Below are 13,302 nucleotides of genomic sequence, written 5' to 3'. Positions count from 1 at the left end.
TTAAACAGGCAATCAGTATGACTTCGTTTTTTATAGTATGCTATGGAATACGTACAAAGTAATCGCATACCGTACAGCGCGGACTTGCAGCGTTTGCGAATGCTTTGTACCTTACAATGCCATGGTTATATAGCTATTTCTCTTTTGGGATTAGATTACACTAATTACCTCTTTTTCAAAAATTCTGTCCTGAGCACAATGCTCATTCCATCTATTTTACAATCCACTTCCTGGTCATCATCGGTAAGACGGATCTTTTTTACCAATGTACCTTGTTTAAGGGTGGTACCGCCACCTTTAACTTTTAAGGTTTTAATCAGTGTTACCGAATCGCCATCTTTAAGAATGTTGCCGTTGCTGTCTTTTACGTTTGATGTTTCCATTGTTAACTGTATAAAAATAAAGAGCCCGGTAGTTGAATACGGGGCTCTTTGTATATTTAAAATCTAAAGGCGACAGGAAATGAAATCCTGTCCATCCTAAAAATCATGTAATCGTGTATTATTTGGTAACGTACATTACCTCTTTAACCGCTTTAATAACCCTTTCTGGGTTTGGCAGGTATTCCTGTATTAAAGTTGGTGCATAAGGCAAAGGCACATCGCCACCCATAATACGCAGAATAGGCGCATCAAGGTAATCAAATGCATCTTTTTGTACTTTAAAAGCAACCTCGGTAGCAATTGAACCTAAAGGCCAGCTTTCTTCAACTATAACCAAACGGTTTGTTTTTTTAACCGAATTGATAACCGTAGCGTAATCAATAGGGCGTACTGTACGCAGGTCAATCACTTCGGCGCTGATACCTTCTTTAGCAAGTTCGGCCGCTGCTGCAATAACCACTTTCATGATTTTACCAAAACCTACCAAAGTTACATCACTACCTTCAGATACTACCTTAGCTTTACCAATCTCGATATAGTAAGTTTCTTCGGGCACTAAGCCTTTATCGCCATACATTAATTCAGATTCCATGAAAATAACCGGATCCGGATCAAGTATTGCTGATTTTAGTAATCCTTTTGCATCATATGGGTTTGATGGTACTACCACTTTTAAACCCGGGCAGTTGGCATACCAGTTCTCAAAGCACTGGCTGTGCTGTGAGCTAAGCATACCCGCGTTACCGGTTGGACCGCGAAAAACGATAGGCACCGAAAACTGGCCACCACTCATTGACATGATCTTGGCTGCACCGTTGATGATCTGATCAATAGCCACTAACGAAAAGTTAAAGGTCATGAACTCGATGATGGGGCGTAAACCATTCATGGCCGAGCCAATGCCTATACCGGCAAAGCCTAATTCAGAGATGGGCGTATCAATAACGCGTTTAGCACCAAATTCATCCAGCATACCCTGGCTTACTTTATAGGCTCCGTTGTATTCAGCAACCTCTTCACCCATCAGGTATATCTTATCGTCGTTGCGCATTTCTTCGACCATGGCCTCACGTAGCGCTTCTCTGAATTGTATTTCTCTCATTATATTATATAAAATGATGTTTTTTGCGACCGCAAATATAATCACTAATGTGTGAAATGCAATTGCAGGTCATGTACTTTGCATTTTTAACACATATATTTTACAAAATATGCTACATTGGTAGCATAAACCCTATCCACAATGAAATTCCCGTCGCTAAAAACGCTTGCCGAAAGCCGATAAGCAGTTAAGTTGATAAAAATATTTGCTTTATAAAACTGGCAAATACAAAAACAGCGATAAAATGTAGACTTATCGCTGTTTTTATATAGCTAAATGGCGGGGTAATTGTTATTAACCCACCTGTATCACTACAGGCTGGGCCTGCAACTCTTTAACTGATTTCGCCATCCGTTTAATGAACAGGTAATTGGTTGTGCCGCCAATTACAGCACCTACAACGGGTATTAATCTTTCGGCTGTGCGTACTCCCAGGTTAAGGATTATCTTTTCGGCTATACCCTCCATCATTGTTTTGGTGAGGGCTACGCCGGTTTCTACCTTAAAAGAAATAGCCACCAGCTTCATAAATTCTTCAAAGCCCATTTGATAGCCGCCCCGGTTGTAGTACATTATAGCCATAGTTACCCTAAATTGTTGTGTAATCAGGTTCACTACATCAACAGGCATCCCCACTATCATGGTTAAAACGCCGCCGCTGCCTGATAAGGCTCCGGTGCCGGCAGCCATTATAGCGCATTGATTTATAAATTTATCAAGCCCCATTTTATCAACTCCTTTTTTAATCTTGAATTGATCTATATGGTCAAATACCTGTTTAAACCCATCGTGCGAGAGCTTTTCAGAATAGAGCTTTATATCGGTGCCTATTTTTTTTATTGTCATCATGGTATTTAGATTTTAATTTTAGCGGGACCAGGTCTCCTGCTTTATCCTTGCTATTCCCGTGCCAGTTTATTTTGTTGGCAAATGTGGCAGGCTATTAGTCGGTATTTTGTAATAAGTAAAGGTATTAATGGGTAACTATGTAACTATCATGGTTGTTTAGTAAATTCGCGGTTCATAAAAAATTATATAGTTCAGTTGAAAAATAACATTCTTATTGTTGATGATGTACACCCCATTTTTATGGAGCAGGCCGAAGCCAGGGGATACCAATGCGATTACAGGCCCACAATAAAAGCCGAAGAAGCGCTTCAGATCATCGGCGACTACGCAGGGCTGGTTATCCGTTCTAAATTCTTGGTAACCAAACAGGTATTTGACATAGCTACCAGTTTGCGTTTTGTTTGTCGCGCAGGCGCCGGTATGGATAATATTGACGAGGCCTACGCCATACAAAAAGGTGTAACCCTTATAAACGCTCCCGAAGGCAATTCTGATGCCGTAGGCGAGCACGCCATAGGCTTGCTGCTGTCCCTTATGAATAACCTTAACCGGGGCGATGCCGAGATCAGGGCAGGTAAATGGGATCGTGAAGGCAACCGCGGGCACGAGCTGAAAGGCAAAACAGTAGGCATCATCGGCTACGGCCATATGGGGCACAGCTTTGCCCGCAAGCTATCTGGTTTCCAGGTTGATGTAATTGCTTATGATAAATACAAAACAGGCTTTAGCGACAGATATGCCCGCGAGGTAAGCATGGAGCAAATAATTAAACATAGCGACGTATTGAGCGTACACGTACCCCTCACTGCCGAAACCAACGGCCTGGTGGATGACGAGTATTTGTTCCATTTTAAAAAGCCCATATTTTTCATCAATACATCGCGTGGTAAAACCGCCAAAGTAAGCGCGGTATTAAATGCCATTAAACAGGGCAAAATCATAGGCGCAGGACTTGATGTGCTGGAAGTAGAAAAATTCCCTGCCCTTACAGAACAAGCCTGGTTTGATGAGCTGCGCCAAAGTGGTAAAGTAATATTAAGTCCGCATGTTGCCGGCTGGACATTCGACTCGTACCGTAAAATAAGTGAAGTAATGGCCGAGAAACTGATTAATTTGATTAATTAGGTTGATTAGGTTGATTAGGTGAGTAGTTAATTAGGTTTGATGTTTAATACCATTTAGCAAACCATTCACCTAATCAACTTAATCAACCACTCACCTTTCCAAAAAAATTTGGTAATTAAAATTTAAATCACTTATCTTCGTTAAATACAGAAACAAGACTATGTAGGCATGGCCCATATAGTCTTGTTTGTTTTTATAGTCATTGCGTCCTTCTTATAAAGGGAGGGCGGTTTTTTTTGGATAACCAATAGAATAAACAATAATTAATTTAGGTGTTATGGCAGAGGTATCATACTTTACCAAAGAGGGTTTAGAGAAATTAAAAGAAGAATTACAGAGGTTAAAAACAACCGGACGTTCGGATATATCAAAAGCTATTGCCGAAGCCCGCGATAAAGGCGATTTATCAGAAAACGCGGAATATGATGCCGCAAAAGAAGCCCAGGGGCTTCATGAGGCTAAAATATCCCAAATGCAGGAAACTTTGGCAAACGCACGCTTGCTGGATGAATCTAAACTGGATTTATCAAAGGTGCTTGCCTTATCCATAGTAAAAATAAAAAACCTTAAAAACGGCGCTACCATGAGCTACCAGCTGGTGGCAGAAAGCGAAGCCGATATGAAAACCGGTAAAATATCTGTGGCATCACCTATTGCAAAGGGCTTGTTGGGTAAAAGAGTAGGCGAAAAAATTGAGATCACTGTACCGGCAGGAAAAATTGAATTTGAAATACTGGAAGTGAGTAGGTAGTTATTGGCGAATGGTTGATTAAGTGAGTGGTTTTATAACAATTCATTTAATCAACCAATAAACCATCTGTAAATGCGACAACTCACCCTATCAACTTAATCAACCACTCACCAATCATGACCATCTTTTCAAAAATTATAGCAGGCGAGATCCCGGCACATGTTGTGGCCGAGAGTAACGAGTTTTTGGCTTTTTTAGATATTAGTCCGCTGGCAGAAGGCCATGTGCTGGTGATCCCTAAAAAGGAGGTTGATTATATTTTCGATCTTGATGATGAAACCTATACGGGCCTGCAGATCTTCGCTAAAATAGTGGCAACTGCCATTAAAAAAGCCATTCCCTGCAAAAAGGTTGGTGTAGCGGTGATTGGCCTTGAAGTTCCACATGCACATATCCACCTCATCCCCATGAACCAGGTGAATGACCTTAACTTCTCCCGCCCCAAATTGAGCTTTACCAACGAGGAGCTAAGCGCTACCAAGGATAAGATCAAAGCGGCGTTTTAAAGGATGAGCTAAACTTGCAAATATTGTTTTTAACATAAGTAAGACTTATAACCGTCGTCATTGCAGGTACGAAGCAATCTCTACACAGGCAGGTCCGCTGTAAAAGTTTAACACCTATTTGTTCGCTCTGTATAGTATGGAGATTGCTTCGTACCTCGCAATGACGCGTTTTTTTTGCTTTATTCCACATCTGCACACTCGCACATCTGAAATCTGCACATCTATACCACCCTTTTCGCGTTATCCTTCACAAAGGTATCCCAGCCCGAATAAGATTTTTTACTGCCCGAGCTGGATTTGCTACCGGTGCTCATTCTTTGGAAGGAGTGACAAACAGCTACGGCCAGTCCATCCGTAGCATCTAAAAAGTCGGGAGTTTCTTTAAAACTGAGGAGGTTTTGCAGCATGGCTGCTACCTGCTCTTTGGTTGCATTACCATTACCGGTTATAGATTGTTTTATTTTACGGGGAGCATATTCTGTAATATCCAAATTGCGCGAAAGTGCGGCGGCTATTGCCACCCCTTGCGCCCTGCCCAGTTTAAGCATTACCTGTATGTTTTTGCCGTAAAAGGGCGCTTCAATGGCCAGGCAATCCGGGTGGTAGTTGTCAATAAGGGCAACCGTTTTTTCAAAGATGCGCTGCAGCTTCAGCATATGATCATCCAGCTTTTCCATTTTTACAACACCAAGGGCGATAAGCTCAATTTTGGGACCTGTTTCCTTAACCAATCCGTAGCCCATAACTGCTGTACCGGGGTCGATGCCTAATATTATTCTCTCTTTTGTGTTGGCCTGCTGCATACCCTTCAAAGTTAACCAATCAAAGCAAACTATTGTGCAAAACGGCTATATATTGCTCGCGGCTTATCATCCTTGCCCCCATTGATTCCAGGTGACTGGTGTGTACCTGGCAGTCTATTAATTTAAACCTGTTGGTTTGGCACAGGTAGATCAACGCTGCTTTTGAAGCATTACTGACGCGACTAAACATACTTTCACCACAAAAAACCTCACCAACCCACATACCATATAAGCCACCAACCAATTCGTTTTGCTCCCATACTTCAACAGAATGGGCGTAACCGTCTTGATGGAGTTTAATATAAGCTGCCTGCATATCATCCGTTATCCAGGTACCGTCCTGCCCCTCACGCGGGGCAACCGAGCAAGCTTTTATCACTTCGGCGAAGCAGGTATTGGTGGTAACCCTGAATTTGCCTGATCGCAGAACCTGCCGCATTGATTTAGAGACTTTTAGTTCCTGCGGATAAAGCACAAAACGTTCATGAGGCGAATACCAAAGAATGGGCGTATCATCACTATACCAGGGGAAGATGCCGTTTTGATAAGCGAGTAGCAACCTTGGTGTTGAAAGGTCGCCGCCTACAGCCAAAAGCCCGTCTGGTTCGGCCAGATCGGGCTCAGGAAATAATAACTGTTCATCAAGCCTGAATATCATCAGGGCAAATTTACGCTTTGCGGTGTATCACCAGTTTTTTATTTTGCGCTTTAACCACAGCATCAAGGTATACCTGTAATTCGGTGTATTTTGCTGCAGGCATGATGTAATCTGTAAGGTTAAATTTAGCCGTACTTGTTACCTGATTTTTGGCCGCATCGTAAACATATTTTACATCATAGGTGCCATAGCTAAATTTCAAAGTTTGGTTAGTTGGCAGCGTTTCTACTTCAAATCCGGCCGGAAGATCAATTGTGGTTACGCATGATTTTTGCAAGGGAGCGGTAAAGTAAAAATCATTTTTCCGCTTTTCCTGAATAGGCACTGTTTTTTGCCATAGGGAAAATACACATGGCCTATAAAACTGCTTATCGCCCGTTGCTATGTCACAAAATTTATCATATTCCAGGTTAATCTCCACTTCTTTTATGCCGTCTTTATCTGTTGATGGCTTAAAATCAAATACCGAGGGCTGTTTCATTTTAAGGTCCCGAATGATATACTCTTTTTGCTCATCGGTTTTTAGGGCCTCAACACCGATATAATCAGACCGGTAGATCCCGGTACTAAATATCTTTAACTGCGCTTTAGCTCCCCCATCGGCATCCAATACAATATGAACTTCGCTGTTAAACTGATTATCGGCAGCTACACCTTTGGGGGTATTTATCAGTCTGCCGCCATTTTCTGTTACTATTAAAGCTTTTGTGTTTTGTGTGGATGGGTCTAGCTTTCCAAAAGCCCTTGTATTACTTGTACATTCCAACCATGTAGTATCATTTTTAAAAGGAATGCATAAAACAGCATGGTTAAACGTATTAGCCGGAAAAGAGACATCAATAGGCTCGCTATTAGTGGCAGATCTTATTACAGTATAATAAGAATCAATATTAACGGCTTTAAGCAAGGCCCGCATGTAATTAGATAAAGCCTTACAATCACCATATTTTTTTTGATCTACAAAGCTTGCAGGAAAAGGTTTATATCCGCCTATTCCTAATTGAATGCCTACATAGCGCATGCTCTTTTGCATGTAATTGTATAAAAAACGGGCTTTATCTTTATCCGTCTTTATCGTATCGGTCATTTTTTTTATCTCTGCAGTACGCTCAGGGCTTAATACACAGGCATCACTATATAATGATTTAATCCAGTTACCAAAAGACTGCCAGCTACTAAAATCGCCGGGGTAGCCATAGCAATCAAATGAACTTGCAGCGAACGAAATTTTTGGCAAAATGGTCCAAGATAAAACATTCTCTTCCTTTTTAATGGCCTTTAAATTTTTAACGCTCCACGAATAAGTCTCTAAACCATCAGCATTCCCTTTTTCGGGTTTGATCTTTGTGTTGGTATTTTTAAACCGGAGCCCAACAGAGGGGTTAACTGAAATTTTATAAGACGAAACCTGAACAGACTGCTCAACCTGATCCTGGATATACCAGGTATCTAAACCGATAAAGCTGCTCTCGTCCTCTTCGTAAATTTTCTCAATTGTTATTGGATAGGCAGCAATAGCGTGCCTGACAGCTAAAAACCTTTCGTTTGTAACCATGGTTTCATCATTAGCTGCAGAACCATCGTACATATCACTTTTGCGGTATTTTTTTATCTGCTTACCTGTTGCATCAAAAATATTCATCTCAATATCGCTATAAGAATCATACTTTTTATTGTAACCCATCTCCATTATAGCTTCACTATCATCCTTTTCATTTAAGATGGTTACTATACTGTGATGCTTAATCAGCATTTTTCCGGGTCCTTTTACAACGGCCTCTTCACTGGAGTACCTAACAACAGAATTTGCATCCTCCTTTAACGAGTCAGGAATACTTGCAGCCACATACAACTCTTTAGGGATGTTTTTATCCTGGCTATAGCTTTGGTTGTATAATGCGCATAAGGCTGCTGTGGTTAACAGCAGCCGGGTATAATATTTAGTAAACATAATTTTATCAGCCCTTTTTAAGTACTATTTGCTCGTTAAGCATATCATACATCTTTTTACAAAACTCACGGAACTCCGGGTAATTCTCCTTGAAATACAATGATTTTTTATGACCGATGGTAAAGCGCACCATGATTGAGCCATCCTGTTCGGCAACAAAACGTTTAAAAACCATAGTTCCATCAGGTATTGACAGTATCTCTTTTATTAAAAAACCACTTCAACTTTAGTACCTTATATCTTTTTTAATACAATTTGCTCGTTAAGCATCTCGTGCATTTGCTTATAAAACTGCCTTACGTCGGCATAATCATCTTTTGCATAATGCGCTTTATTATGATCAATAACATACCTCACGGATATATAACCATCCTGCTCGGCAACAAAACGCTTAAAGCTGATACTTTGATCTGGCATAATGATGCGCACGTTTTTGGGAAGGGCCTCGGCTTTATAACCGGCCGGCATTTTATAATTGCCCATTAGCTCATACCGGTTCAGATATCCAAAATCAATATCGGTAGCCCGGTTTTCGCTCAAAAACGGGTTGGTGCGCATGGTAGTAAATAAATTGGGGTTAAAGTAAATATAGGTCCCGTCTGATCCGGTTAGCTCCAGGTTGAAGGTTATATTTTGCGTCAATGGCAACGTATCAATCTCCAAATTATTCATTTTTATGGATGATATTTTAAGGTTGTTGTCATTATCGCGTATAAAATCGGTGTATTTTTTTTCACCGTCCGTTTTATAGCGCTGGGTGCTGTTTATTTTATTGTAGCTAAAGCTGCTGATATCCGCGGTACCTGTTATTTTGCTTTCGGGCAAAATATCGGCGGTTACAATAACTACCTGCCTTACCGGCGCTTCCTTAGTTATAAAAACGATATCATATTGATCTGTAGCCTTATCAATATATAAACCCGATGAGTTAAGCAAAACATCAGGCGTTTCGTTATACAAATTATATTTGCCGGTAGCATCCAGAATATATTCTTTAACGGTATCAACAGGCACATAAACAACAGCCCGGTTAAACTGCGATAATGAAGTATTGTATCCATCAACCCTTCCATGCTCGCGCGTACTCACTATCATCGGGTATGCTTTTACTCCCGATTGCTTCAGCAGGTGGTATAAAATCAGGTTAACTTCGGCCGAGTTGCCGGTTTTCTTTTCCCAGGCACGGTATGTACCGTCGGTAGTATACCATCTGTCTATACCATCCCATTTCATCGCGTTTTTAACCTGGTTAAATACAAAGGCTATCTTTTCATCATCGGTTTTTAAGGCTTTGGCTTTATTAATAATCAGCTCCTCGCCTGTTAGTTTTCTTTTAAGCTGGCCGCCAAAATCTTCATCATCGGCAATTATGCCACCAACCTTTGCCCATGTATCTGAATAGGATTTCATGAAGCCATAGCTTGATTTTATTGAGGTAAGATTAAAATGCAATGACATCAAATTATCGGCGTATGAACTCATATAAGGCTCATCATGCAGCGATGGAATATTTACCAATATCCTTTTTCGCTTTTCTTCATTATATGTCAACGCATTGCCGCCGCCGCCAGTACTTCGGGGTTCGCTGGAGTGCTCAGATTTAAAATAGGATTGCCAAATGTGGCTTATTTCCCTAAAATATAACAGATCAGGAATAGCTGTATCCAACTCACTGTATCGTACAGGTATTTTTTGCTGAAAATCCCAGGACGGAAAATTGCTGATGGATTCTGTATGATACTTATATTTATATTCAATAACAGAGCCGGCTTTTACATTTGGCATCGAGAAAACTATGGCACTGCGTACCTTATCAATGTTTTGCGTGTAAATGAGCTTTTTATCAAGCTTTGTAATTTCGGGTTTGCCATTAACTATATTAATGGTCTCGGCTTGTATATCATTAACATACTCCAACCGGTTGCCCCCATAATACTCAATACGGATGTTGGCTTCATCCTTACCATTATCGTTAAATATTTTGATCCGTTTATGATACTCGCCCTGGATGGTAAATACGCCGTCGTAATAAACGTCGCCTTTATTAAAAAGTACTTCTGCATTGGCATCGGGCTCAAAATCGCATTTGGTCATTTCAAGATCGGCGTTATCAATTTTGCCAAAGGGCATAATGGTAGGCGTAGTTTGCGCATGTGCAGTAAACGCAAATAATACAGGCGCCAGGAGAGTAAAAAATTTGTTCATATTAATGTGATAAGGGAAGTAACGGTGGTCTAATATAACAATAAGTATAAACATTTTATAAAAAGGGCATTGTTAACCAATTTTATATAGCTGCCTGTTCCCAGATTATATTATACATGCTATTTTGGCACAAAGTATACCGGTTTGTGTATATATTAGTAAACTGGCACTTTGATTGATAAACCATAGTTAATGAAGCAAAAATTTTATGATACTGCTGTGAAGCAGGAAAAAGCTGTTTTGGTTGGCGTGATGACACCTCATGTAACTAATGAGCAGAATAAGGAATATTTAGAGGAACTGGAGTTTTTAGTGATGACTGCCGGGGGCGAAACCGTGAAAACCTTTACCCAGAAACTGCAACGACCGGATAGGTCAACTTTTGTAGGCTCTGGCAGGCTGGAGGATATCAAAGCTTTTGTAATAGAGGAAGAAATTGATATGGTTGTTTTTGATGATGAGCTTACCCCATCGCAATTACGCAATATTGAGCGGGAATTGCAGGTTAAGATCCTTGATCGTAATAACCTGATCCTGGATATTTTTGCAAACCGCGCGCAAACCGCGCAAGCCAAAAGCCAGGTTGAACTTGCACAGCTACAATATTTATTACCCCGCCTTACCCGTTTATGGACTCACCTTGAGCGCCAAAAGGGTGGTATTGGTATGCGCGGACCAGGTGAATCGCAAATTGAAACCGACAGGCGTTTGATCCTGGATAAAATATCGCTGTTAAAAGATAAGTTAAAGCTGATTGATAAACAGAACGAAACACAACGCAAAAACAGAACCCAGATGGTGCGTGCTGCTTTGGTAGGTTATACCAACGTGGGCAAATCAACCATCATGAATATGATATCCAAATCAGATGTTTTTGCCGAAAATAAGCTATTTGCAACACTTGATACCACGGTACGTAAAGTAGTAATTGAAAATGTGCCTTTCCTGCTATCTGATACAGTAGGGTTCATTCGCAAGTTGCCTCACCATTTGGTGGAGTGTTTTAAATCGACCCTGGATGAAGTGCGCGAGGCTGATATTTTAGTACATGTTGTTGATGTTTCGCACCCCAACTTTGAAGATCAGATTCGCACGGTTAATGAAACCCTGAAAGATATTGGTGCTATTGATAAAAAAATGATCACGGTATTTAACAAAATAGATGCCTTTAAACCCGAGCAGCATCAGTTAGACCAGCAGGCAGAACCGCTTACCCTTGATGATTTTAAACATAGCTGGATGGCCAAAAACAACAGCCCAGCCATATTTATATCAGCCACAAAAAAAGAAAACGTGGAAGAATTCAGGAGCTTGCTTTATGAAGAAGTAAAAGTTATACATACCAGTAGATTTCCGTATGATCAGCTGCTTTATTGATTAAAGCCAACTATATTACGCAGGTAATTATCCATCATTTCAATATCAATTACATCATTGATAAAACCGATATGCATATCGGGCCGAATGATAAGTGCTTTTTTCTGGTTTTCCCTGATCTCAAAAACATCAAATACCTGCTGGTTTCTGGCTGAAGGCGGCAGGTAAAAAAAATTAAGATTGGAAGGATATTTCTGCGTGATCCATTTGGCGAGGGTAAACAGGTCAATCTCCTGCAATTTACCAATGGCAATCATGGTAAAGCCGGGTTTTGCGCACCATTCATGCAAATCGGTTTCCAGTTGTTTTTTTTCGTCGAATACTTTGAGGTAAGGCAACCTGTCGCCAGCTTTTATTTTGGTGGCATGGCTCAGGTTAAGATTGATCTTGCTATCGCGATAACTAATACCCGTTTGCGATATCCGCTTAAAAAATGTTTGTCTTGATCCGGGCTTGCTCCAGGCATTTTTTAGCACTACCGGCAACAGCCATTTCTTAAATAAGTTTACAAACCAGTTACGGGAGAGGATCATTTTAAAAATCCGGTCGGTAGTATTCAATAATTCCCGGGCCACCGGCATCCGTTCGGTGGCATAGCTTTCCAAAATTGATTCTTTAAGCTGATTATTAACAACACCGGCCAATTTCCAGGCCAGGTTATAAGCATCCTGCAAACCTGTATTCATTCCCTGCCCACCAACCGGCGAATGAATATGCGCTGCATCGCCTATTAAAAAGCACCGATGATCTCTAAATTTACCCGCCATGCGGTGATGCAGTTTATAAGTAGCAAACCAGTTGGTGTGCTCTATTTTTACGCCCGCCCCTGTTATACCATCCAGGTAAGGCAATACATCTTCCATTTGTATGTCCTCGCGGTTATCAAACGCATCGGGCAGGTTGCCAACAATGCGGCAATAGTGCTCTTCGGGCATCAGGAAAAAAGCGGCGAATCCCTTTTTTGATAAATAAAGATTCACTTTATCACCCAAAACATTTTCTATTTTAACATCGGCTACATAAAACTGATGTTGGTAGGTATCGCCGTTGAAGGGCAATTGTAATTGTTTGCGGATTGGGCTGCGAGCGCCATCGGCAGCTATCAGCCAGTCGCATGTTAATGTTTGCGTTTCATCACCGGTTTGCAGCTGCAGGGTTACTTTTGACTTATCCTGGTCAACACTTATAAAGGTAGTATCCCAATAAACGGGACAGCAGTTCAGCGTTAAATAATCAAGCAGGAGGCGCTCCGTTTTACTTTGCTGATACATATAAATGTATGGAAAGGCAGTTACTCCTTCGCCGATGCCATCAAGGGCTAATGATGCCATTTCAAGCCCCTCCTGGTTAATAACTGCTCCCGCAACGGCCTTGCTGTCAGCAATGACCCTATCGATAAGCCCCATCTGCCTGAAAATTTCCATCGAACGGGCTTGAACCGCCAACGCTTTGGACTTATCAGTTGGGCCTTGCTTACTATCAATAATTACGGGCTGCACACCATAACGCAATAGCTGGGCTGCCATCATTAATCCCGATGGCCCCGCACCTACTATCACCACGCTGGTATGTTGCTGCGTAATGGTCATTAA

At 41.1% G+C, this 13,302-nt stretch carries 13 protein-coding genes; 4 read left to right on the top strand and 9 right to left on the bottom strand.

Annotated elements, in window-relative coordinates; genetic code table 11:
• Positions 1-164: 164 nt before the first annotated feature.
• From AC1D0K_RS25790 to AC1D0K_RS25780, 3 genes are all read right to left on the bottom strand, one after another.
• Positions 165-383 carry a zinc ribbon domain-containing protein YjdM gene (locus AC1D0K_RS25790; RefSeq protein ID WP_477393540.1) on the bottom strand — a complete coding sequence of 73 codons (219 nt, stop codon included), beginning with the start codon at positions 381-383 and terminating at the stop codon, positions 165-167.
• Between the two features lie 118 nt (positions 384-501).
• Positions 502-1,485, bottom strand: coding sequence for a pyruvate dehydrogenase complex E1 component subunit beta (locus AC1D0K_RS25785; protein WP_477393538.1), 984 nt, complete (start codon positions 1,483-1,485; stop codon positions 502-504).
• A gap of 294 nt (positions 1,486-1,779) precedes the next feature.
• Positions 1,780-2,334 (bottom strand): hypothetical protein, encoded by a 555-nt coding sequence (locus AC1D0K_RS25780; protein ID WP_477393536.1) that lies wholly within the window; start codon positions 2,332-2,334, stop codon positions 1,780-1,782.
• A 195-nt stretch (positions 2,335-2,529) separates the two neighbouring features.
• On the opposite strand from AC1D0K_RS25780, the gene AC1D0K_RS25775 reads away from it, so the two are divergent.
• The 3 genes from AC1D0K_RS25775 (at position 2,530) to AC1D0K_RS25765 (ending at position 4,716) form a co-directional block, all read left to right on the top strand.
• A complete protein-coding gene (locus tag AC1D0K_RS25775) occupies positions 2,530-3,459 on the top strand; it encodes an NAD(P)-dependent oxidoreductase (protein ID WP_477393534.1) in 930 nt (309 codons plus the stop codon).
• A gap of 277 nt (positions 3,460-3,736) precedes the next feature.
• A complete protein-coding gene (gene greA, locus AC1D0K_RS25770; RefSeq protein WP_295718269.1) occupies positions 3,737-4,210 on the top strand; it encodes a transcription elongation factor GreA in 474 nt (157 codons plus the stop codon).
• 113 nt (positions 4,211-4,323) lie between these two features.
• Positions 4,324-4,716 carry an HIT family protein gene (locus AC1D0K_RS25765; protein ID WP_295718304.1) on the top strand — a complete coding sequence of 131 codons (393 nt, stop codon included), beginning with the start codon at positions 4,324-4,326 and terminating at the stop codon, positions 4,714-4,716.
• A 221-nt stretch (positions 4,717-4,937) separates the two neighbouring features.
• On the opposite strand, the gene ruvC is transcribed toward AC1D0K_RS25765, so the two are convergent.
• The 5 genes from ruvC to AC1D0K_RS25740 are packed head-to-tail and all read right to left on the bottom strand — an operon-like array spanning position 4,938 to position 10,333.
• On the bottom strand, positions 4,938-5,519 hold the full coding sequence (gene ruvC / locus AC1D0K_RS25760; RefSeq protein WP_295718272.1) for a crossover junction endodeoxyribonuclease RuvC: 582 nt from the start codon (positions 5,517-5,519) through the stop codon (positions 4,938-4,940).
• Between the two features lie 19 nt (positions 5,520-5,538).
• Complete coding sequence (gene aat / locus AC1D0K_RS25755; protein WP_477393531.1) at positions 5,539-6,177, bottom strand: leucyl/phenylalanyl-tRNA--protein transferase; 639 nt, start codon at positions 6,175-6,177, stop codon at positions 5,539-5,541.
• A gap of 10 nt (positions 6,178-6,187) precedes the next feature.
• On the bottom strand, positions 6,188-8,128 hold the full coding sequence (locus AC1D0K_RS25750) for a DUF3857 domain-containing protein (RefSeq protein ID WP_477393529.1): 1,941 nt from the start codon (positions 8,126-8,128) through the stop codon (positions 6,188-6,190).
• A 7-nt stretch (positions 8,129-8,135) separates the two neighbouring features.
• Positions 8,136-8,303, bottom strand: coding sequence for a hypothetical protein (locus tag AC1D0K_RS25745; protein WP_477393527.1), 168 nt, complete (start codon positions 8,301-8,303; stop codon positions 8,136-8,138).
• A gap of 59 nt (positions 8,304-8,362) precedes the next feature.
• Positions 8,363-10,333, bottom strand: a complete 1,971-nt coding sequence (locus tag AC1D0K_RS25740; protein WP_477393525.1) for a DUF3857 domain-containing protein — start codon at positions 10,331-10,333, stop codon at positions 8,363-8,365.
• 192 nt (positions 10,334-10,525) lie between these two features.
• On the opposite strand from AC1D0K_RS25740, the gene hflX reads away from it, so the two are divergent.
• On the top strand, positions 10,526-11,710 hold the full coding sequence (hflX, locus tag AC1D0K_RS25735) for a GTPase HflX (protein ID WP_477393523.1): 1,185 nt from the start codon (positions 10,526-10,528) through the stop codon (positions 11,708-11,710).
• Here hflX and AC1D0K_RS25730 read toward each other — a convergent pair.
• On the bottom strand, positions 11,704-13,299 hold the full coding sequence (locus AC1D0K_RS25730; protein WP_295718291.1) for an FAD-dependent oxidoreductase: 1,596 nt from the start codon (positions 13,297-13,299) through the stop codon (positions 11,704-11,706). The two genes, hflX and AC1D0K_RS25730, sit on opposite strands and share 7 nt — an antisense overlap.
• Positions 13,300-13,302: the final 3 nt, after the last annotated feature.

It is taken from the genome of Mucilaginibacter sp. P1_A3, from assembly GCF_056406855.1.
The sequence above is the reverse complement of the archived record's forward strand: the minus strand, read 5'-3'. Positions and strand labels throughout refer to the sequence as shown.

Coding starts and splice junctions, on each gene's coding strand:
- AC1D0K_RS25790 (WP_477393540.1), bottom strand. CDS start 383: ATGGAAACATCAAACGTAAAAGACAGCAACGGCAACATTCTTAAAGAT.
- AC1D0K_RS25785 (WP_477393538.1), bottom strand. CDS start 1,485: ATGAGAGAAATACAATTCAGAGAAGCGCTACGTGAGGCCATGGTCGAA.
- AC1D0K_RS25780 (WP_477393536.1), bottom strand. CDS start 2,334: ATGATGACAATAAAAAAAATAGGCACCGATATAAAGCTCTATTCTGAA.
- greA (WP_295718269.1), top strand. CDS start 3,737: ATGGCAGAGGTATCATACTTTACCAAAGAGGGTTTAGAGAAATTAAAA.
- ruvC (WP_295718272.1), bottom strand. CDS start 5,519: ATGCAGCAGGCCAACACAAAAGAGAGAATAATATTAGGCATCGACCCC.
- aat (WP_477393531.1), bottom strand. CDS start 6,177: ATGATATTCAGGCTTGATGAACAGTTATTATTTCCTGAGCCCGATCTG.
- AC1D0K_RS25750 (WP_477393529.1), bottom strand. CDS start 8,128: ATGTTTACTAAATATTATACCCGGCTGCTGTTAACCACAGCAGCCTTA.
- AC1D0K_RS25745 (WP_477393527.1), bottom strand. CDS start 8,303: ATGGTTTTTAAACGTTTTGTTGCCGAACAGGATGGCTCAATCATGGTG.
- AC1D0K_RS25740 (WP_477393525.1), bottom strand. CDS start 10,333: ATGAACAAATTTTTTACTCTCCTGGCGCCTGTATTATTTGCGTTTACT.
- hflX (WP_477393523.1), top strand. CDS start 10,526: ATGAAGCAAAAATTTTATGATACTGCTGTGAAGCAGGAAAAAGCTGTT.
- AC1D0K_RS25730 (WP_295718291.1), bottom strand. CDS start 13,299: ATGACCATTACGCAGCAACATACCAGCGTGGTGATAGTAGGTGCGGGG.